The sequence below is a fragment of the Mycobacterium sp. genome, assembly GCF_035314665.1.
Taxonomy (GTDB): Bacteria; Actinomycetota; Actinomycetes; order Mycobacteriales; family Mycobacteriaceae; genus Mycobacterium.
The window spans coordinates 1-25,242 of the sequence record NZ_DATFZD010000363.1; the positions used below are offsets into that span (position 1 = coordinate 1).

Here is a 25,242-nt window from a genome sequence, read left to right on the forward strand (position 1 = left end):
CTCGCTGAAGGACTACTACTCCGCGCTGACCGAGGCCGAGCGGGGAGAGCGTGAAGAGTTCGTCGTGGACGCCTGTTACCTGATGCGCGACCGGTTCCGCGGCGAGGAGGTCTTCGAGACCCTCGGCATGGACGTCCAAGCCTGTGCTGAGTGGGTCGACACGTCGCCGCTGATGATCCAGTTCCGCTCGCACCTGTTCAGCCGCATCGTGCCGATCGTCAAGGACATCGGGTTGTGGGGCGACAAGGTGCAAAAGGCCTTCAGGGACATGGGTGTGCTCGACATGGCCGGCTTCGACATCGAGGCGCTGATGAAGGCCGATGAGGATCAGGCAGACGCGCTGGAGAAGGCACACGCCGAGATGGCCGACCGGGCCCTCGAGGTGGACGAGGTGATCGCGGCGGGCGCGGGCTAACCCAATGTCCGGTTTGTCGAGGCGGGCGGCGCACCTGAACTGCTCGACGAACTGAACAGGGCGATGTTCGGCAGGCGGCAGTTTCCCGCCGCCTGGCTCGCCAGGTAGATCATTGCCCGTCGGGAGGGGAAGGCGGAGGATTCGAATCGGGAGAATCCGCGTTGTCGCCGACAGCTCCACATGGGGTTGGTGCGTTCAGGCCGAACTGGACGCCGAGCATCCGGATAGCGAAGCAGACCGCCGCGGCTCCCAGAGCGGTCGGCAGTCCGTAAATACCCATCCGCATAGCTGCGACGGTGATCGCTGCGGCGACCAGTGCGGGGATCGCATATAACTCGCTGCGAAGCACCGTTGGAATCTTTCCGATGAGTGTGTCCCGAATCGTGCCACCACCGGTGAATACTTCGTCAGAGCTCCGTGGGGCGCTGTCGCGGAAGTCGTGGATGAGAACGAAACATAACGAACGCCCTGCCGGTGTCGTCCGCGGTTACCACGCCGCCTGATGGCCGACTCAATCCCTTGGAAAGATGAGACAGGGCAAAATCGTGTTGTTGTTCGACGCGAAGGGTGACACGATCGAGTTCCGCTATCTAGCTTGGCAGGACGGCTCAGGGACGTGCACCTCAGTAGTCATCACCGGGATACTCTCGCCAAGATCTTCAGCCATCCGACCAGCGGCAATATCGAGTGGCGTGAGGTTTTGTCGCTGCTCGATTACGTCGGAACGACGACCGAAGAGCGCAACGGCAAATTAAAAGTGACGTTGGGGCCCGGAACCGAGGTGCTCGAGGCGCCGCGCGGGAAAGACATCGACGAGCAGATGATCGTTGACCTGCGCCGACTGCTCAGGCAGGCGGGCTTCACACCGGGTGACGGAAACGCCGACACCAGATGAAGGCTGCCCCGACGTTTTCGTCTTATTGGTCGCGACATCGTTATCAACGCGCTACGACCAAGACCGGTTGAATCGACGACTACTTAGGCGCTTAACGACGATGTGCGGGCTGCAATCCGTCACCACCGAGACCGCGATCGTTGACAAGCCTGCCGACGAGGACGAGCGCGCCGGCCACCACCCCCGGTCCTACTGGCCGTGGGTGTTTCGCGTGTGCGGCCGCAACGCCTGCTGCTAGAAGCATTGAGTGAGAGAGTCGTCGTATAGCCATGTTTCCGCAGACGCCGGCGGCGACAGCTTTCAGTGGCTGCCCGCTTCTACTCGCCCGCGTTACTCAACCACTGCGTCCGTTCGTATTTGTCGGGAGCGATGTACGGCGCAGCGCGCGGCATCGCCTTCGACGACGAACTCTATTACGTTTCGGCGCTGCTTCGCGACATCGCTCTCACCGAGCCATTCGACAGTCACCGAGTGTCCTTTGAAGAGGCGGGCGGGGATCTAGCATGGTTGTTCGGGGTAGCGGCCGGCTGGCCAGCTGATCGGGCGGCCAGGGCATCGGAGATCATCGTGCTACACATGCGCGACGACGTCTCTTCGACCGCTGACCCCGAGTCCCACCTGCTGCAGGTCGCTACGAGCTGGGACGTAGTCGGGCGGCGACCGGAAGAGTTCCCGGCGGAGGCAAGGGCGCAGACACTCGCGCGATATCCCAGGCAAGGATTCGGTAGCGAATTCCTGGCGTGCTTCGAAGACCAGGCGAGACGCAAGCCGGACAGTGCCGCCGCCGCGAGGGTTGCCAACAATGCTGCCGATCGCATTAAGGCCGACCCACTCGACGGCTAGGTCTAACGCCGCCGCAAAACCATCACGTTGTCGGTGAGGACCGCCTGCTGCCCCTCCGGTCCGAGCGCGTCGCGCTCGACAGCTCCGACCCTGATCCGATCCCATTGAGAGTCATCGAGATTCAACGACGACACGACTTCGTCGGCGGTCGGGAATTCATGGCGATGGTGATCCAGCTTCGACGCCCACGGCGGTGCCCCGCCATGATCCACCACCACCAGCGTGCCGCCCGCCACGACGGCCTCAGCCGCCCGTCGCAGCAGCCGCGTGCGATCCAACGGGACTGTCGCCAGATGATCGTCACGTACCACGCTGATCCCGGTTCACCATCCGAGGAAAGCCTGCGTCTGCTCGCCAGCCTGACAAGCTGAAGACGGGTTTATCGCCCGGGGGCGTTTTCGTTTGTGCCTGGCCACTCACCAGCAGGTGTAGCCGCCGTCGATCACGATGTCGGAACCGGTCATGTAGCTCGACGCGTCGCTGGCGAGATAGAGGTAGATGCCGACGAGTTCCTCGGGCTGGCCCAAGCGTCCGAGCGGGATCTTGGGTTCCCACAACGCGTGGTACTCGCTGTAGGGCTCGACCAGTTCGGTGAGGATGTAGCCGGGGCTGACGCTGTTGACCCGGATGTTGTGGGGCGCGAACTCCATGGCCATCGCCTTGGTGAGGTGGATGACGGCTGCCTTTGAGGCGCAGTAGTGGCCGACCTGCTGCGGGGTGTTGACGATGTGGCCCGACATCGACGCCGTGGTGATGATGGTGCCGGCGCGTTGCTGGGCGACCATGGCCTTCGCCGCGGCCTGTGCAGTGAGAAAGACGCCGTTGACGTTGGTGTTCTGGATGCTCTGGAACTCCTCTAGCGGCATGTCCAGCAGGCTGTTGAGGGTGATGATCCCGGCGTTGCACACCGCGATGTCGATCCCGCCCAACTCGTCGGTGACCCGGTTCAGCATGGCGGCCACCAGCTCGGGCTGGGTGACATCGCAGGTGATGGGGACGGCCTTCCCGCCGCCGGCAGCGATCTCCGCGGCCACTTCCTGCAGCGGCTCATCATGTCGGGCCGCGATCGCCACCGCCGCGCCGGCTTGCGCGTAAGCCAGCGCCACTTGCTTGCCGATACCGCTGGAGGCGCCGGTCACCAGAGCGTTCTTGCCATCCAGCCGGAACAGATTCATCACGTTCACCCGGGAACTTTATCGCTGTCGTTTGACGATCAATGGCCCTTTCCCAACCTCTCGACACGCCCTATCGACCGGTCGGTGGCGGCTGTGGCGCACATCATCGTGCCTGGACAACGGGGGTATGCCTGGCCCGGCGGGGGTGGGCTCGGGGGAGGTAGTTGATTCCCGTGGGACCATGGTCAGGTAATCCTGTGTGTAGGGGAGTGTTGTGTCGCCGGTCCGTTGGCTGCGGGCACTCGCCGTCGTGGGTGCGACGGCGCTGCTCTTGGCATCGAGTTGTAGCTGGCAGCTGGGCCCCTACATCCCGAAGGGCGTGCCGCCGCCCCCCGGCCCTCCGGTGCCGCAGGTCGACACCCACGCCAAGGGCCGGCCCGCCGATCAGCTGCACGTGTGGGCGGGCGCTCTTGCGCCGTCACTGGGAATCCCCGTCACCGCGGTGGAGGCCTACGCGTACGCCGCGCGGGTTGCTGAGGTGGAAAATCCCAGCTGCCACATCGCGTGGACCACGCTGGCCGGTATCGGTGAAATCGAGAGTCACCACGGCACCTATCACGGCGCGACGCTTTATCCGAACGGAGATGTGCGTCCCCCGATCAGGGGTGTGGTGCTCGACGGGACTAACGGCACCGTGCGCATCGTCGACAGCGAGATGGGCGGCATGGACAACGGCTCCAACACCGTGCGGGCCATGGGGCCGATGCAGTTCATCCCCGAGACATGGCGGGAATACGGGGTCGACGCCAACAACGACGGCGCGGTCAGCGTGGACAACATCGACGATGCCGCGCTGTCAGCCGCGGGTTATTTGTGTTGGCGCGGGAAGGATCTCGCCACCCCGCGAGGGTGGATAACGGCGCTGTGGGCATACAACAACTCCGACGTGTATGCCCGCGCCGTGCGCGACTGGGCTACCGCCTATGCGGCGGGTCACCCGCTCTGAGCGGGCTCTAGGCTACTGATGGCAATTACGGAGCCCTGACGACGCAAGGAGAACTCAGTGCCGATTATCGAGCAGGTCGGAGCCCGCGAGATCCTCGATTCGCGCGGCAATCCGACGGTCGAGGTCGAGGTGGCCCTCATCGACGGGACATTCACACGAGCCGCGGTGCCCTCCGGCGCGTCGACCGGCGAGCATGAGGCCGTCGAGCTGCGTGACGGCGGCGAGCGCTACGGCGGCAAGGGCGTGAAGAAGGCCGTGCAGGCCGTGCTCGACGAAATCGCACCAGCCGTCATCGGACTCAACGCCGACGATCAGCGCCTGGTCGATCAGGCGCTGCTGGATCTCGACGGCACCCCGGACAAGTCTCGGCTAGGCGCCAACGCCATCCTCGGGGTATCCCTGGCGGTCAGCAAGGCTGCCGCCGACTCCGCCGAGTTGCCGCTGTTCCGCTATCTCGGCGGCCCCAACGCGCACATCCTGCCGGTGCCGATGATGAACATCCTCAACGGCGGCGCCCACGCGGACACCGCTGTCGACATCCAGGAGTTCATGGTGGCCCCGATCGGGGCGCCGAGCTTCTGCGAGGCGCTGCGCTGGGGCGCCGAGGTCTACCACGCTCTCAAGGCGGTGCTGAAGAAGCAGGGGCTCTCGACCGGCCTCGGTGACGAAGGCGGCTTCGCTCCCGACGTGCCTGGGACCAAGGCCGCGCTGGACGTGATCAGCCTGGCCATCGAATCCGCCGGTTTCAAACCAGGCGCCGACGTGGCGTTGGCCATTGACGCGGCGGCTAACGAGTTCCACAACGACGCCAATGGTTACACCTTCGAGGGCAAGTCTCGCACCGCCGCGCAGATGACAGAGTTCTACGCCGATCTGCTCGGTTCCTATCCGCTGGTGTCTCTCGAAGACCCGCTGTTCGAAGATGATTGGGATGGTTGGGTGGCCCTTACGGCATCGATCGGCGAGCGGGTGCAAATCGTCGGCGACGACATCTTTGTCACCAACCCCGAGCGGCTCGAGGAGGGCATCGAACGGGGTGTGGCAAATGCGTTGCTGGTCAAGGTCAACCAGATCGGGACGTTGACCGAGACGCTTGACGCCGTGGCGCTGGCCCACCACAGCGGATACCGCACGATGATCAGCCACCGCAGCGGTGAGACGGAGGACACCACGATCGCTGACCTCGCGGTCGCCATCGGCTGCGGGCAGATCAAGACCGGTGCGCCGGCGCGCAGCGAACGAGTGGCGAAGTACAACCAGCTGCTTCGGATCGAAGAAGCCCTCGGCGACGCCGCGCGCTACGCCGGTGATCTGGCATTTCCCCGATACGCGCCGGAAGCCGGATAGCCTGCAGGAACCATGTCCGAATCGAAACGGCCAGACCCGAAGCGGCGCTCACCGGCCTCGCGCCCGGGCCGGGCCGGCGATTCGAAACAGGGCCGGCCGCGCAAGGCGCCGGCAGCCCGTCCGGGCCCGAATGCATCTCGCGCCATGCCGGAGCCCGTCGAACCCATCAAACGCGCGATCGTCGAGTCGGCCGAGCAACGGTCCGACCAACGACTCGGCCTGACCGCGCGGCGGGCTGCGATCCTCGCGGCGGTTGTTTGCGTCCTGACGCTCACCATCGCCGGCCCGGTCCGCACCTATTTCGCGCAGCGCACCGAGATGAAACAGCTGGCTGCCTCCGAAGCCGCCCTGCGACAACAGATCGCCGATCTCCAGCAGCAGAAGGTCAAGCTTGGCGACCCGGCTTACATTGCGGCGCAAGCCCGAGAGCGGCTCGGCTTCGTAAAGCCGGGCGACATCCCGTATCAGGTCCAGCTTCCGCCGTCGGCGGCCGTACCCACGGAGCCGGGAAACCTGCCGACGCCCGCGGCCACCAACGACCCGTGGTACACGTCGCTGTGGCACACCATCGCCGATACCCCGCACGGCCCGCCGACACCGGCCCCCGCTCCGCCGCCGGCGCCCGCCCCGCCGAATCCGCCACCGCCCGGTGGTTGATCGTGACGACCTCGACGCGGTGGCGCGCCAGCTCGGCCGCGAGCCGCGTGGAGTGCTTCAGATCGCCTACCGCTGTCCCAACGGTGAGCCCGGCGTGGTGCAGACCGCGCCGAAACTGCCTGACGGAACACCGTTTCCGACATTGTACTACCTGACACACCCGGTGCTCACCGCCGCGGCGAGCAGGCTGGAGACAACCGGGATGATGCGGGATATGACGCAGCGGCTGCGGTGTGACCCCGAACTGGCCGCCGGCTATCGACGGGCTCACGAGGCATACCTGGCCGAGCGGGATGCTATCGAGCCACTGGGAACGACGTTTTCGGCCGGTGGCATGCCGGGCCGGGTCAAGTGCCTGCACGTGCTGATTGCGCACTCGCTGGCCAAGGGTCGGGGAACCAATCCGCTTGGTGACGAGGCGCTGGCGGTGCTGGCGGTTGAGCCGTCGATGGCCGGCATTCTTGATCCGGGGGAGTGGACGTGAGCCGCGTCGGCGACGATGCAGAGCGGAGCGATGAGGAGGAGCGGCGCACATGACCTGCGTTGCGGCGATTGACTGCGGTACCAACTCGATTCGATTGCTGATCGCAGATGCGGACGACGGGCAATTGCGCGACGTGCATCGCGAGATGCGCATCGTGAGGCTCGGACAGGGCGTCGACGCGACCGGTCGGTTCGCCCCGGATGCCTTGCAGCGCACCCGCGCCGCGCTCGTCGACTACGCCGCCCTGTGCGCGGCGAACGGCGTCGATCGGATCCGCATGGTCGCCACCTCGGCCACGCGCGACGCCGCAAATCGGGACGTCTTCTTCGCGATGACGGCCGATGTGCTGGGCGCAGTGGTTGACGGCGCGGTCGCCGAGGTGATCACCGGCGTCGAAGAGGCCGAGCTGTCCTTCCGGGGAGCGGTGAACGAATTAGACTCCGCCGCAGCGTCTTTCGTTATCGTCGACTTGGGTGGCGGGTCGACCGAGATCGTGCTCGGGACAGCCAAAGTGCAGGCGAGCTTCTCGGCCGACATCGGCTGCGTGCGGCTGACCGAGCGATGTCTGCATTCCGATCCGCCAACGGCCGGCGAGGTGGCGGCTGCCCGCGAGGTGGTTCGCGAACGGCTCGGCGAAGCGCTGCGCGTCGTTCCGGTGGAACGAGCCCGGACCTGGGTTGGTGTGGCCGGCACAATGACGACGATCGCGGCGCTCGCGCAAAATATGACGACCTATGACTCTGCGGCCATTCATCTTTCGCGGGTCGGCGTGGACCGACTGCTCGAGGTGTGCGATGGATTGATCGCCATGTCTCGCGTACAGCGCGCCGCGCTCGGACCGATGCACGAGGGACGGGCCGACGTGATCGGTGGCGGTGCAATCGTGATCGAGGAACTGGCGTTCGCGTTGCGTGAGCGCGCCGGCATCGACGCATTGATCGTCAGCGAGCACGACATCCTGGACGGCATCGCGCTGTCGATAGCCGACTGATCGGTCGGGCTGCAGGGCTGCTCAGCCCAACGGGCGGTGCCTGATCGAGATTTCGAGCAGATGCTTCTTCTGCTTTTTGTACTCCTCCTCGGTCAGACGTCCCTCGTCGCGGAGCTGGGTGATTTCGCGTATGGCGCTCGCGACTCCGGTGACGACGGTTCGAGGCGCGGGCGTCACTTCGGTCTCGTCGTCGACCGCCCCGCCCGGACCGCGGGCAGCCAGGCGGGCGTGGGTCACCGGCTTGCCGCTGTCCTGCCTGTCGTCTGCGACTGGCGGGCCGGCCATGGCTTGCCCGGACATACCCGCCAGTCCCATCTGATTGAAACTGCTTGCCGAGCCAGCTTGCATCGCCGGCGCAGCTGCCGCGCCGGGGCCGGTGAGCGGCGACGTCAGTGCGACGGACCGTATCTCGGGCGCGGCGACGGTCCAGCTCGACGGGACCGACAGTCCCCCAACCATGTTCGCTTCGCCAAGCGCGGCTGACATCGTCGGTGCCGGAACCCCGCCGGGGGGCAGGCTCTGAAGACTCGCCGGAAAAGCCTGTACCGGCGCGCCGCCGGTGCCTGGCCAGGGCACCTGCCCTTCCCAGCCGCTGATCATGTTATCTGTGTTCTGACCGGCGACAGTGCCGACATAGGCGATGGGAAGGTCCACCGGCCCAGACAGGGCATCCATCGGAACGATCCCGAAAAGGGTAACCAGATCGCTTGGTGCACTGAGAAATACGCTGATCAGGTTGCTCAGGGTGTCCAGCGGGCTGGTCTGGGCCGGTGCCGCTGCCGCCGACAATGCCTGCGGCACAGTCGATATAGCGCCTTGCACGTTGCCGGCAGCGGTGCCGCTGGCCTGGCTGACTGCGGCAGCCTGGCTGGCCGTTCCGCCCGGATCGGTGTTCTGATCCGGTGAGGTGAACGGGCTCAGCACGGTCGCAGCTGCCGACGAACCCGCATAGCCATACATCGCCAATGCGTCCTGCGCCCACATTTCGGCGTACAGCGCCTCGGTGGCCGCGATCGCCGGTGTGTTCTGCCCCAAGAAGTTCGTCGCCACCAGCACCGCCAGCAGGCTGCGATTGGCGGCGATCTCCGGCGGCGGCACCGTCATCGCGAACGCCGCCTCGTAACCGGCGGCCGCCGCCCTGGCTTGGGCGGCAGTCTGTTCGGCTTGTGCAGCGGTCGCGCTGAGCCATTCGACGTAGCTCCCAGCCGCGGCCGACATCGACAATGACGACGGACCCGACCAAACCCCGTCAGTCAGCTCGGAGACGACCGACTGGTACCCGCTGGCCGCCGTATACAGCTCGTCGGCCAAGCTGCCCCAGGCTTGCGCAGCGGCCAGCATCGGCCCTGATCCCGGACCGGTATACATCCGGCCGGAGTTGATCTCCGGCGGATAAATCCCGAAATCCATTGCTGCGCATTCCTCTTCCAGGCAACCGGCGCTTCCGCCGCACGGCGGCGAGCGGCTCAGCGACCGAGCAGGCGGTTCTTCTGCTCGGTGTATTCCTCGTCGGTGAGAATTCCTTCATCGCGGAGCTTGGTGAACTCGCGTAACTCGGCCGCGACTCCGGTGACGACGGCCCGGGGTTTGTCTTGCGGCGCTGCGTCTTTGTCAGCAGTTCCCGCATTGTCTTTGGTGGTCGCCGCAGTGCCGGCGCGCGCCCTCGGAGATGCGCCTTTAGCCGCCTTGGCCGCATTCCGGCCGCCGCCGGTGCCTACGGTTCCGGCCATGGCTCGTCCGGCCATGCCCGCCACGGCCATCTCGCTGAGCATGCTGCCCGAACCGGCTTCTGCCGCTGGGGCGGCGGTAGCGGTGGCGGTGGTTTCCGTCAGTGACGGCAGTGTGTAGGAGATAGGGCGTACCGCCGGGGTGGCGACGGCCCACGTCGGTGGCACGGACAAAGCGCCGATCGTGTTGGCTTCGCCCAGACCGGCGGCGAGGCTGGGCGGCGGCATTGTGCCCGGTGGCAGATTCAGGAGCCGCGCCGGGAACGCCTCTACGGGTGCCGACCCGGTCTCCGGCCAGGGCTTCTCCCCGTTCCAACCGCTGACGATGTCGTCTGTGTGCAAACCGGTCCCGGCGCCGATGATGTCCAGGGGAAGGGCCGTCACCCCGATAACGCCGAATGGTATGTCGGCCAGGAAGGTAGCGATGGATGCGGGTGCGTCGAGAAAGATGCTGATCAGGTTGCTCAACGTGCTCAGCGGGTCCGTCTGCGCTGGCGCCGCTGCCGACGTTGCGGCACTCGTCAGCGCGCTGGGTACCGACGAAAACGCTTGCTGGATTGAAGAGACCGTGCTCTGCACGTTGCCGGCCGAGGTGCCGGCGGCCTGGCTGGCCGCGGCCGCCTGGGCGGTCGACCCACCCGGGTTGGTGTTCTGCTGTGGTGGGGTAAACGGAGTCAACGACGTCGCGGATGCTGACGAAGCTGCATAGCCGTACATCGCCGCCGCGTCCTGAGCCCACATCTCGGCGTACTGCGCCTCGTTGGCCGCGATCGCTTGCGTGTTCCGGCCGAACAGGTTCGTCGCCACCAGCGTCATCAGCTGACTCCGGTTGGCGGCGACCATCGGCGGCGGCACCGTCGACGCAAACGCTGTCTGGTAGGCGTCGGCTGCGGATTTGGCCTGGGTGGCCGTTTCCTCGGCCTGCGCGGCGGTGGCATTCAGCCATGCCACATAGGACGCCGCTGCCGCGGCCATCGACGTCGATGAGGACCCCAGCCACGACCCGGCGGTCAGTCCCGAAACCACCGATTGATACGAGTTGGCCGCCGAATGCAGTTCGGCGGCCAATCCTGCCCAAGCCTCTGCGGCGGTGAGCATTGGCGCCGCCCCGGCGCCGGCATACATTCGACCGGAGTTGATCTCTGGCGGGTAACTCCCGAAATCCATTGCTAAGCCACCCCTTTAGTCAACGCCGTCGAGTTGGCCCGGTTGGTAGCGCCGCACGCCCCGACATCGGTCTGGGTGGCGGATACGAACAACCCGCACCGAGCCCCGGCTGCGCCATCGACCGCTCGGTGAATGGTGGCATGCGACAACGCTTTTGTCGCTCGCCGATCCGGCGCGTCGTCAGCTGAGGTCAGAACCGCCAGCGGCGTTCGGGTAGCCGCATCCGCGCGGCCCACCGCGCGAACGATTCCTCGCGAAATCGTCCGCTGCCGCTGCGGACATTCGGGCTCATCGGTCCCAGAAAGCATCGCCCTCCCTTTCCGGATAATGGTCGGGCAAACCGCCGAATTCGTTACATCAAGTTGTCGTTTGGGGAGCCCACCAGCACAGTGCCTCGGCCGCTGAGCAACCCCATTATCAGTTTTTAACGGAAGGTATCCAAAATACTAACGCTATCTTAACGACCTTTTGTGACGACCATCACTTGTGTTTCTCAGGTTTAACGATTTGTCAGGCCGCCGAGTAAAGTCTGGCGGTCCCGTGACATTGCTCTCGCCCCCTGGTTTGGAGCCCGATCCGATTTAAGCAGGGTCTCCTGTGAGTTGGCTGTAAGCACAAGCCGGGCCAGGGGCCAGTTCAACCGGCTCGTGCTTCGCGGCTGACGTCGGCGTCTCGCCCCTTTTTGTCTGGCTGCGCTTCGTGGCCGTCGCGCGATTGTTCCTCGCCGGTGGCGGGCTGGCGGGGAGGCAGCCCCCTGCGCAACGTGCCCAGCAATTCCCGATACGGGCCGACCAGGTAGACCGTGTCACCTGCGTAAAGCCGGTCCTCCCGGCGTGGCCGCAGCTGGGGCGGTGCGTCATCCTGCCGGTCGAACGCGATCACGCGGATTTGGGTGGACAGGTCGGACATCTGCAGGCCGTCGAGGTCGCTGCCGGGCGCCACGCGCATTGCGCCGACCATGAACGAACTCTGCCCGACCGAGAACGTCCCCAGCACCGCGAGGCCGCTGGCGGCGCCGATGAACCAGGGTGCGGCCAGTTCGACAGAGGACCGAACGTTGTCGAACCCGAACCGCTGAGCGACCGCGAAGCCCAGAGTGCGGTCGTATACCCGCAGCACCAGCGGAACCTCGGCCCGCCGGTTGACCTCGGGCAGCACCCGCGGTCCTAACATCTCGGCCAGCACGATGCCGGTCTCGATATTGACCATGTCGTCGCGGGTCACCACCGCCACCGCACGGGCCCGATCCACCCGCGCTGACTCCAGCGTCTGGAGTAGCGTCGCGTCCCCGAAGATCACCGGCACGTCGAGTTCTTGCGCCATGGACAAGAAGCGGTTCTCCTCGTCGCGCTCGATCACCGCGACATCGTGTCCGGTGTTGACCAGATCGGTGACGACGCGGATCCCGAGCTCGCTCAGCCCGACGACGATGATGTGATTGCGCAGATGGCGCACCCGCGGGCGGGCGGCCGCGATAACGAAGCGCTGCGACAGCAGCACGTCGGCGATGAATGCGACCAGCAAAGCAATGGTGGTCGCCCCACTGAACATCAACATCGCGGCGAACAGGCGTAGCCATATCACTTGATGGCCGAAGCTGAAGTCGCCGTAACCCGTGGTCGTGATCGTCTCGACGGTGAAGTACAGCGCGTCGATCCACGACATCCGCGGGCGCTGGTAGTTGTAGTGCAACACGATCATCGAGGTGGTTAGCAAAACGGCTGCGGCGGCAAGCGCGGGATAAAACGCCGGGTTGAAGTCATTGAGCACCACGCGGACGGCATCGAGCGCTCGGCGCAACCGGGGGCGCCGTGCGCGCGTTCCGGTGGGCTGTTGAACCTTGATGCCGCGATCCGCCGTCTCGTCGACGGTCCCGATCGTCACCGTCCAGTCGCCGGCGTGCACCCGCTGATCCCGGGTCGGGCATGCCACCACCTCACCGGGGGTGGGGGCGTTCTCGCCCCGAATGATCGCTACCGGTGCCAATTCGCCATAGATCTCGCGTAGCGTCCCGTCCCGGGGTGCTTCGCTGCCGGAGGCGACGAATTCGATGCCGGCGGCCTCGAACAGGTGGGTGGTGTGCTTCAGGCAGGCCTCGACGACCGACGGCGCCGCGAGTTCGGCGACGTTGAAGATCCCGCCGGGCCCATTGTCATCGGCTACCGCGGCGCGCAGCACGTCGTTGGTCAGCCGCGCGACCACGCGCACGTTGGCGTTGGCTCTCCTTGCCAGCAGCGCGATTTCGAGATTTGTGGCGTCGTCATCCCCGGCGCAGACAACGGCGACGGCGCGCGCGACTTCGGCTCGGGCGAGCTCGCGGGCAACGCCGACGTTGGCCAGCTCTGCATTGTCCAGCTTGACAACACGCGCGCCGGCCCTTTTGAGCTCGTCGATGATCGTGGTGGCCAGCGCATCGTCACCGCTGACAATGATGTGCTGCTGCATGCTCTCATCCGCCACTCGGGAATACCTGATCGCGGTCGAGTCGAAGACCGAGCGCGAGGAGACACCCGCTTTGCCGATGTCGTTACCGTTGAAGGTTACACCACGGCTTTATCTCGTCTGGCCTCACCAGCCAATTTTGCTGGCACTGAGATCAACTCGTCATGCGAAGCTCACTGGCCGACGGCGGCGATAAGCTGGAATCGTTCGCGAACGCTGCGATTCATCCGATTTCAATCACGCCTCGAAGCGATAGCCCATGCCCGCTTCGGTCAGCAGGTGGTTGGGGCGCGATGGGTCGTCCTCCAGCTTGCGTCGCAGCTGTGCCAGATAGACACGCAGATAATGAGTTTCCTTCGCGTACTTGGGCCCCCAGACTTCTCTGAGTAAGTCCTCGCGCCCGACCAGCTTGCCGCGGTTGCGCACCAGGATTTCCAACATTCCCCACTCCGTGGGCGTCAGGTGGACCTCCGCGCCATTCTTGGTCACCTTCTTTGCCGCCAGGTCGACAGTGAATGACCTGGTTTCCACAACCGGCTCGTCTCCGTCTGTCGACACGGCGGCGCGGCGGACCGCGGCGCGCAGGCGTGCGAGCAGTTCGTCCATGCCGAACGGCTTCGTGATGTAGTCGTCCGCACCCGCATCCAGTGCCCCGACCTTGTCTGCGGAATCGGTGCGCGCCGACAGCACGATCACCGGTGCGCTCATCCAGCCGCGCAGCCCGGCGAGGACCTCGGTACCGGGTACGTCGGGCAGACCGAGGTCCAGGATCACCACGTCGGGGTGTTGGTCGGCGGCGGCTCGCAGTGCGGCCGATCCGCTTGCGGCAGTGGTCACTTCGTAGCCGCGCACCGACAGGTTGATTCGCAGCGCCCGCAGAAGCTGCTGGTCGTCATCGGCCACCAGGACGCGTGTCATGAGCTTGGAACCTCCGGGGGCGCCTCCAGGTCCACCAGAATGGTCAACCCGCCGCCAGGGGTATCTGTCGCTTGGATGCTGCCGCGCATCGCCTCGACGAACCCCTTGGCCACCGAAAGGCCCAGGCCCAGGCCGGTACTGTTGTCGGTATCGCCGAGCCGCTGGAACGGATCGAACATCTGCTCCGCGGCGCCTTTCTCGACTCCTGGTCCTTCGTCGACAACGTTGATCAGTACACGTGGCCCGACCTGACCCGCATTGATCCGCACCAAGCTGTCAGGCGCGTAACGCAGCCCGTTGTCGATGAGGTTCGCCATCACCCGTTCCAGCAGACCCGCGTCGGCCATCGCGACTGTTCCGCCGACCTCCACCTTGACCCTGTCGAGGCTGTCCCGGCCAAAGACCGTGGACCGCTTGCCGATACTGACTAGCGCGCGTTGGACGACTTCTTCGAGATAGACCTCGGAGAGCTGTGGTCGGACCACACCGGCGGCCAGTCGAGACGAGTCCAGCAGGTTGGCGACCAGGGAGGACAGCTGGTCGATCGACTCTTCAACGGTGGCAAGCAGTTCGGAGGTGTCCTCGGGAGAGAACCAGACGTCTTCAGCGCGCAGGCTGGATACCGCTGCCTTGGCCGCGGTCAGCGGAGTCCGCAGATCGTGGCCGAGGGCAGAGAGCAGCAGGCGACGCAGCTCGTCGGCCTCCGCGAGGGACTGAACCTTGCCGGCCTCTTCTGCGAGCTCACCCTGTTTGACCAGACCCGCGGCTTGCGTGGCGACCACCGACAGCACTCTGCGGTCGCGGCCGGTCAAGGCGCGGCCGGACATCAGCAGCCAGAATTCGTCATCGCCCACTTTCACGGCGGTGTCGGCGGAATCCACCGTCACGCAGGGGTCTTTGCCCACACTTGCGACCGGCACCAGGCGACCGCCGAGCTCACGCACCAGGCACACCGCGCGCTGGGAGTATGCCTCTCGTACCCGCTCCAGCAGCGTGGTGAGATCGGCGCCGCGCAGCACCGACCCGGCGAACAGCGCCAGCAACTCCGCCTCCTGGGTCGCCCGCCTGGCTTCGCGGGCACGGCTGGCAGCAGCATCCACCAATACGGCGATCGCCATCGCGACCCCCAGCAAAACCACAATGGTGACGGCGTTGCTGGGGTCGGCGACGGCGAAGGAGTATCGCGGTTCGGCGATGAAATAGACCAACAGCGCCCCGGACAGCATGCCTGACAGCACGGCCGGTGCCACACCGCCGAACATCGCGACGGCAATCACACCGGCAAAGAAGATTGTGGTCTTTCCGCCGACGTCCAACATCGGGTCCAACCAGCGTGTCGTGATCGCCAAGATCGCCCACGGCACAGTGAGGGCGGCCGCCCAGGACGCGATTTGGCGAGCGCGTGGCGAAATCGACGCGAACTGTAAGCCCCGATTGGCCTGCTCGTGGGTGACCATGTGGACGTCGATTTTCCCGGAGGCGTTGATGGTGGCGGCGCCGATTCCCTCGCTGAACATCCTCGCCCACCGCGACCGTCGGGAGCTGCCGAGCACTAGCTGAGTGGTGTTTGTCTCGCGGGCGAAGTCGAGCAGTGCGGTCGGCACGTCGTCGCCGACCACCAGGTGAACCGTTGCTCCGAGGCTGGCGGCGAGTTCGCGCACCTTGCCCATTTCGCGTGGGGACACGGCCGAGAGTCCGTCGCCGCGGACGACGTGCACCACCATGAGTTGGGCGCCTGACCTCGATGCGATGCGGGAGGCGCGGCGCACCAACGTTTCCGATTCGGGGCCGCCGGTCACTGCCACGACCACGCGCTCGCGGGCTTCCCAGGTGTCCTTAATCTTCTTGTCGGCACGATATTTCGCCAGCGCCGCATCGACCTGATCAGCAAGCCACAGCAGCGCGATTTCACGTAGCGCCGTCAGGTTGCCGGTGCGAAAGTAGTTGGACAGCGCGGCATCGATCCGCTCCGGCGGGTAGACGTTGCCATGGGCGAGCCTGCGCCGCAAAGCCTCCGGTGTGATGTCCACCAACTCGATCTGAGCTGCTTTTCGGACGATTTCGTCGGGCACGGTTTCGCGCTGCTCGACGCCGGTGATCTGGGCGACGACGTCGTTGAGGCTCTCCAGGTGCTGGATGTTGAGCGTCGAGATCACGGTGATTCCGGCGTCAAGCAGCGTTTCGATGTCTTGCCACCGCTTGGAATTGACACTGCCCGGGATATTGCTATGCGCATATTCGTCGACCAGCGCCACTTCCGGCCGACGTCGCAACACCGCCTCGACATCGAGTTCCGGGAACAGGGTTCCGCGGTAGGAGATGTACTGCGGCGGAATGACTTCGATGCCTTCGATAAGCTCGGCGACCTTTTTACGGCCGTGAGTCTCCACTACCGCCGCGACGACGTCGGTGCCCCGCTCCAGCCTGCGATGCGCCTCACCCAGCATCCCGCAGGTCTTGCCGACTCCGGGGGCCGCGCCAAGGTAGATGCGCAGGTCGCCACGTTTGTGCGGTTGCCCTCGTTGGGCAAGCGGGTCATCGGGGTAAGTTGCTGGCCCCGCGGCCGACGCATCGGAAGTCACATGGACATCATCTACTGGAAAGGTCAAGAGTTCAGGTCTACCGCCAAGATCAAGACTTCACCGGGTACTTGCGGTCCAACTCGAGATTGAGCTGCAGTACGTTAACCACCGGTTCGCCGACGAAGCCGAGCGTACGACCGTGCTGGTTGTCGTGAACCGCGTCGCGCACCTGGCCAGCACTGATTCCGCGTGTGCGAGCCACCCGGGCCACCTGGATATCGGCGTAAGCCGGTGAGATATTCGGATCCAGGCCGCTGGCGCTGGCGGTGACGGCGTCGGCGGGTACCGCCGGGTGATCAGAGGCGGCGCCGCGGATCGGAACGGTCTGACCGACCGAGTAGTCCTGGCCGTACTGAGCGCATTCCACCCGCACACCCTCATAGAATTGCTGGAACACCGAGGTTGGTGCGCTCCCGGGCTTCGAGCAGGGCTCGTTGATGCTGACCACCTGGGTTGGATGGATCACGTTGCCGGATGAATCCCGCGGCCCGATCACCGACAGCACCGCGCCTACCCCGCCACCGGTGCAGAACGGGCGTGAGCCGTCGACCTTCTCGAGCCGGCCGATCGCCAAGCTGCGCGAGCACACCTGAGTCAGCAGGCTCGGCTTGAATCCGGCGGTGGAAGGATCGGCACCCGGGGTCAGCTTGGCCGGATCGGCCGGCGTGTCGACGATGCTTTCCGGACCCAGGTTGCTGGCGCTTGATGCCAATGGGTCGTAGCCTGCTCCGGCTGCCGAGGGCCTGCTCTGGAAGTACTGCGGCAGCGGGTTGCCGTCCTTATCGGTGAACGACTGGCCAATCAGCTTGCTGCCGACCGGCTTTCCGGAGACGCTGACTATCGAGCCTTCCGCCTTGGCGTGCAAACCGGGAAGGAACGCGACTCCCCACACGACCAAGGGGTAGACGAAGCCGGTGATCACGGTCAGCACGAGCAGCGCACGCAGCGCCGCCCAGTGTTGGCGAATCAGGTTGGAAATGTTCATATTAGCCCATCCCGGGGATAAATTGCACGACCAAGTCGATCAGTTTGATGCCGACGAACGGCGCGACGATGCCACCGAGCCCGTAGATGTAAAGGTTGCGGCTCAACAGTTTTGATGCGCTGCTCGGTGTATATTGCACACCGCGCAGTGCCAACGGAATCAGCGCCACGATGATCACCGCGTTGAAGATCACCGCGGAAAGGATCGCGGACTGCGGGCTGTGTAGCCGCATCACGTTGATCAGGTCCAGTCCCGGGAACAGCGCCACGAACATGGCCGGGATGATCGCGAAATATTTGGCGATGTCGTTGGCGATCGAGAAGGTGGTCAACGCGCCACGCGTGATCAGCAGCTGCTTTCCGATTTCCACGATCTCGATGAGCTTGGTGGGGTCGGAGTCCAGGTCGACCATGTTACCGGCCTCTTTGGCCGCGCTGGTGCCGCTGTTCATCGCCACCCCAACGTCGGCCTGAGCCAATGCCGGTGCGTCGTTGGTGCCGTCTCCGGTCATCGCGACCAGCCTGCCACCCTCCTGCTCGCGCTTGATCAAGATCATTTTGTCTTCAGGTGTGGCTTCAGCGAGGAAGTCGTCGACCCCGGCCTCTTCGGAGATCGCCTTGGCGGTCAGCGGGTTGTCGCCGGTGATCATCACCGTCCGGATGCCCATCTTGCGCATCTCGTCGAAACGGGCACGCATGCCGTGCTTGACCACATCCTTGAGGTGGATGACGCCGAGCACGTCGGCTTTATCGCCGTCGTCGCCCTTGGTGACCACGCCGACGACCAGCGGGGTTCCGCCGGCGGCCGAGATGCCGTCGACGATTTCGCCGAGGCTGTCGGGAATGGCACCGCCCTGCTCACGAATCCAGTTGGCGACGGAGTTGGCCGCGCCTTTGCGCAGCTGTCGTCCGTCGAGGTTGACGCCCGACATCCTTGTCGTCGCGGTGAACTCGACCCAGTGGGCGTGGCTGAGTTCGCCGGGCGAGCGCTCTCGCAGGCCGTAGGCCTGCTTCGCGTAGACGACGATCGAGCGGCCCTCGGGGGTTTCGTCGGCCAGGCTGGACAGCTGTGCGGCGTCCGCCAGATCCTCGGAGGTGACCCCCTTCACCGGGATGAATTCGGATGCCTCCCGGTTGCCCAGTGTGATCGTGCCGGTCTTGTCCAGCAGCAAGGTGTTGACGTCGCCGGCAGCTTCGACCGCGCGGCCCGACATGGCCAGCACGTTGCGCTGGACCAGTCGGTCCATACCGGCGATGCCGATCGCCGACAGCAACGCGCCGATGGTGGTGGGGATCAGGCACACCAGCAGAGCCACCAATACGACGCCGGTGACGCCGTCGTCGGTGAGGGCGGAGGTGTTGGCCACACCGGGGTTGTTGACCTTGGAGTAAATCGCCAGCGGCTGCAGCGTCGCCACCGCGAAGACGAAGATGATGGTCAGCGCTGCCAGCAGAATGTTCAGCGCGATCTCGTTCGGTGTCTTCTGCCGGTTGGCGCCCTCGACGAGCGCGATCATCCGGTCGATGAAGCTTTTGCCCGGCTCTTGGGTGATCTTGACCACGATGCGGTCCGAGAGCACGGTGGTGCCACCGGTGACCGCGGAGCGGTCGCCGCCGGACTCCCGGATCACCGGCGCTGATTCGCCGGTGATGGCCGATTCGTTAACCGACGCAATGCCTTCCACGATCTCGCCGTCGCCCGGGATGATTTCGCCGGCCTCCACGACGACGATGTCGCCCTTCTGGAGTTCAGGAGCCCGGACGTCCTCCTCGGTGCCGGGGGTATCCGGCGACCAGCCGTGTAACCGGCGCGCGATGGTGTCGGCCTTCGATTTGCGCAGCGTGTCGGCCTGGGCTTTGCCTCGTCCTTCAGCGACAGCCTCGGCGAGGTTGCCGAAAAGCACTGTCAGCCAGAGCCAGAACACGATGAGCCAGCCGAACCATGACGAGTCGCGGATCGTCAGCACGGTCGACCAGACGGCGCCGATCTCGACGATGAACATCACCGGGTTGCGCCACAGGGTGCGTGGGTCGAGCTTGCGCAACGCGTCGGGCAGCGATTTGGTCAGCAGCGCGGGGTCGAGCGTTCCGCCCTCAACCCGCCCGCCCGGCGCGTGGCCGCGGTGGTGGTCCCGCGATGAACGGGCGGAACGGGCTTTCAAAGCCGTAGAGGTTGGCATTTCAGTGAATTCCTTCAGCGAGGGGCCCGAGTGCCCACATGGGCAGGAAAGTGAGGGCAACAAGAATCACCGTGACGCCGACGACCATTGCGACGAACTGCGGCCGATGGGTGGGCAGTGTCCCGGGGGACTCCGGCGTATGACCTTGGCGGGCCAGCGAGCCGGCCAACGCGAGCGCCAACACGATTGGCAGGAACCGGCCAATCACCATCGCCAGTCCGATCGCGGTGTTGTACCACACGGTGTTGGCGTTGATGCCCGCGAAAGCCGAGCCGTTGTTGTTGGCGCCGGAGGTGAACGCGTACAGCACCTCCGACAGCCCGTGCGGTCCAGTGTTGAGCATGCTCGCGCGTTCGCCCGGCAGCGCCATCGCGATGGCGGTGCCAACCAGCACGAGCAGCGGAGTGACCAGGAAATAGCTTGCGGCGAGCTTGATCTCACGGGGGTTGATCTTCTTGCCGAGGTACTCCGGCGTGCGCCCGACCATCAGCCCGGCGACGAACACCGTGATTACAGCCAGGATCAGCATGCCGTACAGGCCAGATCCGGTGCCGCCGGGCGCCACCTCACCCAGCTGCATGTTGAAGATCGCCATCAACCCGCCGAGGCTGGTGTACGAATCGTGGAACGAGTCGACGGCACCACAAGAGGTCAGCGTGGTCGACACGGCGAACACTGACGAGTCGGGAACACCGAAGCGTTGATCCACGCCTTCCATGGCCGCCCCGACCGCGCCCGGCACCGTGCCGTGGTGTTGCAGCTGCATCCACATCATGATGGTCCAGCTGATCGCGGCGAGGACACCCATGATCGCGGCGATCGCGTAGCCCTGCTTTTTGCTTTCGACTATGCGGCCGAAGGTGCGCGGCAGCGAGAAGCTGATAGCCAGCAGCAGGAAGATCTCGACCCAGTTTGTCCAGGCGGTCGGGTTCTCAAATGGATGCGCGGAGTTGGCGTTGTAGAAGCCGCCGCCGTTGGTGCCGAGTTCTTTGATGACTTCCTGGCTGGCGACCGGCCCGCCGGTGATGGTTTGTTGCGCGCCGCTCAGCGTGGTCACGACCTGGTCGTGCAGGTGGAAGTTCTGTATTGCACCGCCGGCGAGCAGCACGATCGCGCCGATGATCGAGATTGGCAACAGGATGCGCATCGTGCCCCGGACCATGTCCACCCAGAAGTTGCCCAGCTCATTGCTCTTGATTCGCGCGAAGCCGCGGACCAAGGCCACCGCGACGGCCATGCCGACCGCGGCGGAGACGAAGTTCTGCACGGCGAGGCCGGCCATCTGTACTAGGTGGCCCTGGGTCGACTCGCCCGAGTACGCCTGCCAGTTGGTGTTGGTCACGAAGCTGATCGCGGTGTTCCAGGCCAGCGCGGGCGTCATCGGCGTCGCCGGATTGTGCAGGTGCAGCGGCAACTTGTCCTGCACCAGCTGGAAGAAGAACAGGAACAGCACGCTGATTGCCGAGAACGCCAGGACGCTGCGGGCGTAGGCGTACCAGGGCTGTTGGGCTTTGGGGTCCGCGCCGATGACGCGGTAGATGGCTTTCTCGACTCGCCAGTCCCGCGGCGACGTGTAGACGCGGTACATGTAGTCGCCCAGCGGTATGTGAACCGCCACCAATGCCAGCACGAGCAAAGCGAGGAATGCGATCCCCGCGGCAGATGTGCTCACCTAAAACCTTTCCGGAAAAAGCAAGGCCGCGGCTAGGTAGACCGCCAACATCGCTGAGAGTGCGAGGCCGACGATGTTGTCGTAGCTCATAGCTTCTCGACCAGCTTTTGCGCAAGGCCGAGGACGGCGAAGACTGCCACCGTCAGTAGGACGTAGGCAACCACGGACATAGTTCCTCCGTTCGTGACCAGCCGGTCAGTTCGATGTCGATCGATTTTGGCTACCAGCATGGAATTTAGTCCTCCGCGGCGAGGACCAGGAACGAAATTAGGCTTCGTGACTGGATAAAGCTCTGCCGTTAACGTTTTCTTTACGGCGGGCCGGAGGCCATGGGTTTGCGGATCGGGGACGCGCTTAGCCTGCTGCGTTCGGGTTAGACCCCAGACCAGCGGTTGTCTGAGGTTACGGCCTATCCGAGCTGTCGACTGCGGGCTGCGTGGTCTTTGCTGCGGCGGCTGTGATCTGCTCCTCAACCACGGGTAGCCGCACCCGAAAAGTGGTTTGACCGTTGGCGGATTCGGCGGTAACCGAGCCCTGATGGGCCTTGACGATCGAGTCGACAATGGCGAGACCTAATCCGTTTCCGGACCCGTCGGATCGTGAGTTCTTTGCGCGCACGAATCGCTCGAACAGGTGTGGGAGCAGATCCGAGTCGATATTTGGCCCATTGTCGGCAACCGTTAACTCGGCGTATGGCTCACCGTTGCCGGACCGGTGGCAGGCGATCGCCGTCGTCACGGTCACTCCGGGCGGGGTATGAACCCAGCCGTTGGTCAGCAGATTGCTGACGAGTTGGTGGAGGCGGTCGGGATCCCCGCGCACCCAGACCGGCTCGTCGGGCAGGTCCTTGACCCAGTGATGGGTGGGCGCCGCCACCGCGGCATCGTTGACCGCGTTGAGGACGAGGTCGGCCAGGTCAACGTCTTCGGTGCGCAGGTCCTGACCCTCGCCCAGGCGCGAGAGCAGCAACAGCTCGTCGACGAGCGACGTCATCCGTCGGGCTTCCGACTCGATACGGGCCAGCGCGTATTCCGTGGTGGGCGGCAGCGCGGCGCTGTCCTGGCGGGTGAGCTCGGAGTAGCCCTGGATCGATGACAGCGGGGTGCGCAGTTCGTGGCTGGCATCGGTGAGGAATTGCCGCATCCGCCGGTCGGATTCGGAGCGGTGCGCGAGCGCGCTATCCACGTTGTCGAGCAATCGGTTCAAGGTGTGCCCGACGATCCCCACCTCGGTGTCCGGATCGGTGTCCTCCGGTTGCACTCTGGCGGTGATGTGATGGTCGTCGCCGATGAGTGGCGTGCCGGCGACCTCGGCTGCTGTCGCGGCAACCCTGCGCAAGGGTCGCAGCGCGTAGGTGACCACCAGCATCGTGAGGCCCGCTGTTACCAACATTGCGGCAATCAAAAGCGTTATGGCGCTGATGATTCGGCGGGCAATGAGCCGGTTTGCCAGTTCTAGCGAGACCCCGACGACGAGGCGGTCTTCGGGACCGGCGGTTTGGCTGTCGACCCGGAATGAACCCAGGCTACCCAGCGTCACGGTCCGTAGCCGGTCGTCCTGCCAGGGCTGCGCCTTGATGGCGGCGACGACATCTGGCGGGGCTGGGCGAGTTTCGTCTTCGAAAAACACCGCCGAGCCGATCACCTCGCCGTTGTGCAGCACAGCGATGACGTTGCCCGTGTTCTGCCCGGTGAATTCCAGCATCACGTGTGCGATATCACCGTGATGTGACGATTCGCCGCGGCGGTACCTGGTGAACGAATGGTCTAGTGCGTCAAGCGATTCGGAAACTTCCGCGTCGTTGATCGCGTTGACGTAGCTGCGAAAGCTCACCGTGGTGACGACGCCGACCACCAGCACGACAACCGTGACCACGGCCAAAACCCCCAGGACCAGCTGACGGCGTAAGGTACGTGGCCGCCACCAGGGCCCCGTTGAAGCCCTGGTCATTTGCGCCGCTTCTCCTCATCGCTGCGCTCTGCATCGTCGCCGGCGCGGGTCATTTCGGGGTCATTTCGGCGGTCGCAGCATGTATCCAACACCGCGGACGGTGTGGATCATCGGCTCCCTGCCGGCGTCGATCTTCTTTCGCAGATATGAGATATACAGATCGACGATGCTGGTACGGCCTGCGAAGTCGTAATTCCAGACGCGGTCCAGGATCTCGGTACGCGTCAGCGCGCGGCCCGGATTGCGCATCAGGAAGCGCAGCAGTTCGAACTCGGTTGAGGTAAGGGGAATGGGTTTGCCGGCGCGCGCGACTTCGTGGCTGGCGCCATCGAGCGTGAGGTCGCCGACCTTGAGACCCTCCTCCGCGGGTGCTTCCAGGTAATTGGAGCGCCGCAGCAGTCCGCGCAATCGCGCGACCAACTCTTCGAGGCTGAACGGCTTGGTCATGTAGTCGTCGGCGCCCGCCGTCAGGCCGGTGACCCGGTCCATGACCGAGTCGCGCGCGGTGAGGAAGAGGGTCGGGGTGTAGGCGTCCGCCTCCCGGACCCGTTGCAGGATTTGCAGGCCGTCTACATCGGGAAGCATGATGTCCAGGACAAGCACGTCGGGGCCGACTTCGTCGAACTTCGTCACGGCCTCCCGACCGTTGTGAGCAACCTCGACGGTCCAGCCTTCGTAATGCAGCGCCATCTTGACCAGGTTGGTCAATGCCGGTTCGTCGTCGACGAGCAAGACCCGGATTGGTGAGCCATCGGCACGGGTGATGCGTGGCAGCTGACCCAGGATTGCCTGACGTGGCCGCTGTTCACCCACGGAAGCCGACATTATCGCCATGCGCCTCTATTATCCCTGGCTCACACGCCATTGTCACGAAGCTCATAGCGTTCTCAAATGTGTCGGCCGACCGCTGAGATTTGGCTCACGCCGTCAGATATGCGTTTTCTATGCATCCCGCCAGCCAGCTTGCGCTGCAGCTATACACCAAAAACACTGTGTAGCAGAACCGTTGACAAGGAGCTGGCAGGCCAAAAGTGAGGCTACATCGCTAACCGATTGTGTGTAAACACTTTTACGTAACTCTGCCGTAACAAGTTCAACTGAAAAGCCGCTGCCACAACGCTGAGTGCGGCACTTTGTAACAAATCTTTGGAGAAACCAATGTTTTTATCGTCTTTCGTGACAACGCATCCCGAGGTGCTGTCGTCCGCGGCGAGCGATCTTGCTGGTATCGGTTCGGCGATGACTGCCGCAAATGACGCAGCATCGGCGCCGACCGGCGGCGTCGTCCCCGCGGCCGCTGACGAGGTGTCGGCGCTGACGGCGGCGCAGTTCGCCGCGCACGCGGGCAGTTACCAGGCCATTAGCGCTGCCGCCGACGCCATTCATTCGTTGCTGGTCAGCACACTGCAGACCAACGCCGCGTCCTACGCGGCCACCGAAGTCGCCAACGCGATCGCCGCCGGCTGACTCGACGGCGGAAGGGAAGAAGGGTAAAGCAATGGACTTCGGGGCGTTTCCTCCGGAGATCAACTCGGGTCGCATGTACGCCGGTCCCGGGGCCGGGTCGATGCTGGTCGCTGCGGGAGCCTGGGACGGGCTGGCGGCTGAGCTGCAGTCAACGGCAGCCGCCGCCGGATCGGTGGTTTCCGGCCTCACCGGTGAGTCTTGGCACGGCGCGGCGTCGGCGTCGATGGCCGCCGCGGTTGCACCGTATTTGACCTGGATGACCGCAACCGCAACTCAGGTTGAGCAAGTGGCGAACCAGGCCAGGGCGGCGGCCGCTGCCTACGAGGCGGCATTTGGGATGACGGTGCCACCCGCGGTGGTCGCGGCTAACCGGGCTCAGCTGATGGCGCTGATCGCGACG

Annotated in this window: 22 protein-coding genes and 2 pseudogenes; 10 read left to right on the top strand and 14 right to left on the bottom strand. The window is 64.9% G+C overall.

Annotated features, from left to right (window positions below; genetic code table 11):
- Positions 1–415, top strand: a pseudogene (locus tag VKI00_RS25100) (aminobenzoate oxygenase); the annotation flags it as partial.
- 109 nt (positions 416–524) lie between these two features.
- Here VKI00_RS25100 and VKI00_RS25105 read toward each other — a convergent pair.
- Positions 525–809: pseudogene (locus tag VKI00_RS25105) on the bottom strand (trimeric intracellular cation channel family protein); the annotation flags it as partial.
- Positions 810–1,031: 222 nt separating this feature from the next.
- On the opposite strand from VKI00_RS25105, the gene VKI00_RS25110 reads away from it, so the two are divergent.
- Together VKI00_RS25110 and VKI00_RS25115 are read left to right on the top strand one after the other, a co-directional pair.
- Complete coding sequence (locus tag VKI00_RS25110; RefSeq protein WP_324443202.1) at positions 1,032–1,310, top strand: hypothetical protein; 279 nt, start codon at positions 1,032–1,034, stop codon at positions 1,308–1,310.
- Positions 1,311–1,613: 303 nt separating this feature from the next.
- Positions 1,614–2,153: a cyanamide hydratase gene (locus tag VKI00_RS25115; protein ID WP_324443203.1), complete on the top strand. Its 540-nt coding sequence runs from the start codon at positions 1,614–1,616 to the stop codon at positions 2,151–2,153.
- A gap of 2 nt (positions 2,154–2,155) precedes the next feature.
- Here the strand turns inward: VKI00_RS25115 and VKI00_RS25120 are convergent, their stop codons facing one another.
- Positions 2,156–2,464 (bottom strand): hypothetical protein, encoded by a 309-nt coding sequence (locus VKI00_RS25120; RefSeq protein WP_324443204.1) that lies wholly within the window; start codon positions 2,462–2,464, stop codon positions 2,156–2,158.
- A gap of 105 nt (positions 2,465–2,569) precedes the next feature.
- On the bottom strand, positions 2,570–3,337 hold the full coding sequence (locus VKI00_RS25125; protein WP_324443205.1) for an SDR family oxidoreductase: 768 nt from the start codon (positions 3,335–3,337) through the stop codon (positions 2,570–2,572).
- Positions 3,338–3,542: 205 nt separating this feature from the next.
- Here VKI00_RS25125 and VKI00_RS25130 point away from each other — a divergent pair, with 205 nt between their 5' ends.
- From VKI00_RS25130 to VKI00_RS25150, 5 genes are read left to right on the top strand one after another with little or no spacing between them, the layout of a single operon-like run.
- On the top strand, positions 3,543–4,274 hold the full coding sequence (locus VKI00_RS25130; RefSeq protein WP_324443206.1) for a lytic transglycosylase domain-containing protein: 732 nt from the start codon (positions 3,543–3,545) through the stop codon (positions 4,272–4,274).
- A 57-nt stretch (positions 4,275–4,331) separates the two neighbouring features.
- Positions 4,332–5,621 (top strand): phosphopyruvate hydratase, encoded by a 1,290-nt coding sequence (gene eno, locus VKI00_RS25135; RefSeq protein WP_324443207.1) that lies wholly within the window; start codon positions 4,332–4,334, stop codon positions 5,619–5,621.
- A gap of 12 nt (positions 5,622–5,633) precedes the next feature.
- Positions 5,634–6,278, top strand: coding sequence for a septum formation initiator family protein (locus VKI00_RS25140; protein WP_324443208.1), 645 nt, complete (start codon positions 5,634–5,636; stop codon positions 6,276–6,278).
- Positions 6,271–6,762, top strand: a complete 492-nt coding sequence (locus VKI00_RS25145) for a DUF501 domain-containing protein (protein WP_324443209.1) — start codon at positions 6,271–6,273, stop codon at positions 6,760–6,762. Before VKI00_RS25140 ends, VKI00_RS25145 begins: the two co-directional genes overlap by 8 nt.
- A 49-nt stretch (positions 6,763–6,811) precedes the next feature.
- Complete coding sequence (locus VKI00_RS25150) at positions 6,812–7,753, top strand: Ppx/GppA phosphatase family protein (RefSeq protein ID WP_324443210.1); 942 nt, start codon at positions 6,812–6,814, stop codon at positions 7,751–7,753.
- A 21-nt stretch (positions 7,754–7,774) separates the two neighbouring features.
- Here the strand turns inward: VKI00_RS25150 and VKI00_RS25155 are convergent, their stop codons facing one another.
- The 11 genes from VKI00_RS25155 to VKI00_RS25205 all read right to left on the bottom strand — a co-directional run bounded on the left by VKI00_RS25155 (position 7,775) and on the right by VKI00_RS25205 (position 24,209).
- Complete coding sequence (locus VKI00_RS25155; protein ID WP_324443211.1) at positions 7,775–9,163, bottom strand: PPE family protein, SVP subgroup; 1,389 nt, start codon at positions 9,161–9,163, stop codon at positions 7,775–7,777.
- A gap of 56 nt (positions 9,164–9,219) precedes the next feature.
- Positions 9,220–10,647, bottom strand: a complete 1,428-nt coding sequence (locus VKI00_RS25160; protein ID WP_324443212.1) for a PPE family protein, SVP subgroup — start codon at positions 10,645–10,647, stop codon at positions 9,220–9,222.
- 636 nt (positions 10,648–11,283) lie between these two features.
- The gene (locus tag VKI00_RS25165) at positions 11,284–13,092 is read right to left on the bottom strand and encodes an NAD-binding protein (protein ID WP_324443213.1); all 1,809 of its coding nucleotides are present in this window, start codon (positions 13,090–13,092) and stop codon (positions 11,284–11,286) included.
- 234 nt (positions 13,093–13,326) lie between these two features.
- The gene (locus VKI00_RS25170) at positions 13,327–14,007 is read right to left on the bottom strand and encodes a response regulator (protein ID WP_324443214.1); all 681 of its coding nucleotides are present in this window, start codon (positions 14,005–14,007) and stop codon (positions 13,327–13,329) included.
- Positions 14,004–16,502 (bottom strand): sensor histidine kinase KdpD, encoded by a 2,499-nt coding sequence (locus VKI00_RS25175; RefSeq protein WP_324443223.1) that lies wholly within the window; start codon positions 16,500–16,502, stop codon positions 14,004–14,006. Before VKI00_RS25175 ends, VKI00_RS25170 begins: the two co-directional genes overlap by 4 nt.
- A gap of 136 nt (positions 16,503–16,638) precedes the next feature.
- Positions 16,639–17,574, bottom strand: coding sequence for a potassium-transporting ATPase subunit C (locus VKI00_RS25180; RefSeq protein WP_324443215.1), 936 nt, complete (start codon positions 17,572–17,574; stop codon positions 16,639–16,641).
- Position 17,575: 1 nt separating this feature from the next.
- Complete coding sequence (gene kdpB / locus VKI00_RS25185) at positions 17,576–19,753, bottom strand: potassium-transporting ATPase subunit KdpB (RefSeq protein ID WP_324443216.1); 2,178 nt, start codon at positions 19,751–19,753, stop codon at positions 17,576–17,578.
- Between the two features lies 1 nt (position 19,754).
- Entirely contained in the window at positions 19,755–21,425 is a 1,671-nt protein-coding gene (kdpA, locus tag VKI00_RS25190; protein WP_324443217.1) for a potassium-transporting ATPase subunit KdpA, read from the bottom strand.
- Positions 21,426–21,515 carry a K(+)-transporting ATPase subunit F gene (kdpF, locus tag VKI00_RS25195; protein ID WP_324443218.1) on the bottom strand — a complete coding sequence of 30 codons (90 nt, stop codon included), beginning with the start codon at positions 21,513–21,515 and terminating at the stop codon, positions 21,426–21,428. It lies immediately after the preceding gene.
- 312 nt (positions 21,516–21,827) lie between these two features.
- The gene (locus VKI00_RS25200) at positions 21,828–23,375 is read right to left on the bottom strand and encodes a HAMP domain-containing sensor histidine kinase (protein WP_324443219.1); all 1,548 of its coding nucleotides are present in this window, start codon (positions 23,373–23,375) and stop codon (positions 21,828–21,830) included.
- 60 nt (positions 23,376–23,435) lie between these two features.
- Positions 23,436–24,209 carry a response regulator transcription factor gene (locus tag VKI00_RS25205; protein WP_414687287.1) on the bottom strand — a complete coding sequence of 258 codons (774 nt, stop codon included), beginning with the start codon at positions 24,207–24,209 and terminating at the stop codon, positions 23,436–23,438.
- Between the two features lie 324 nt (positions 24,210–24,533).
- Between VKI00_RS25205 and VKI00_RS25210 the strand changes: the two genes are divergently transcribed.
- Positions 24,534–24,842 (top strand): PE family protein, encoded by a 309-nt coding sequence (locus tag VKI00_RS25210; protein WP_324443221.1) that lies wholly within the window; start codon positions 24,534–24,536, stop codon positions 24,840–24,842.
- A gap of 31 nt (positions 24,843–24,873) precedes the next feature.
- Positions 24,874–25,242 (top strand): PPE family protein (locus VKI00_RS25215; protein ID WP_324443222.1); only part of this gene is annotated, 369 nt, incomplete at its 3' end.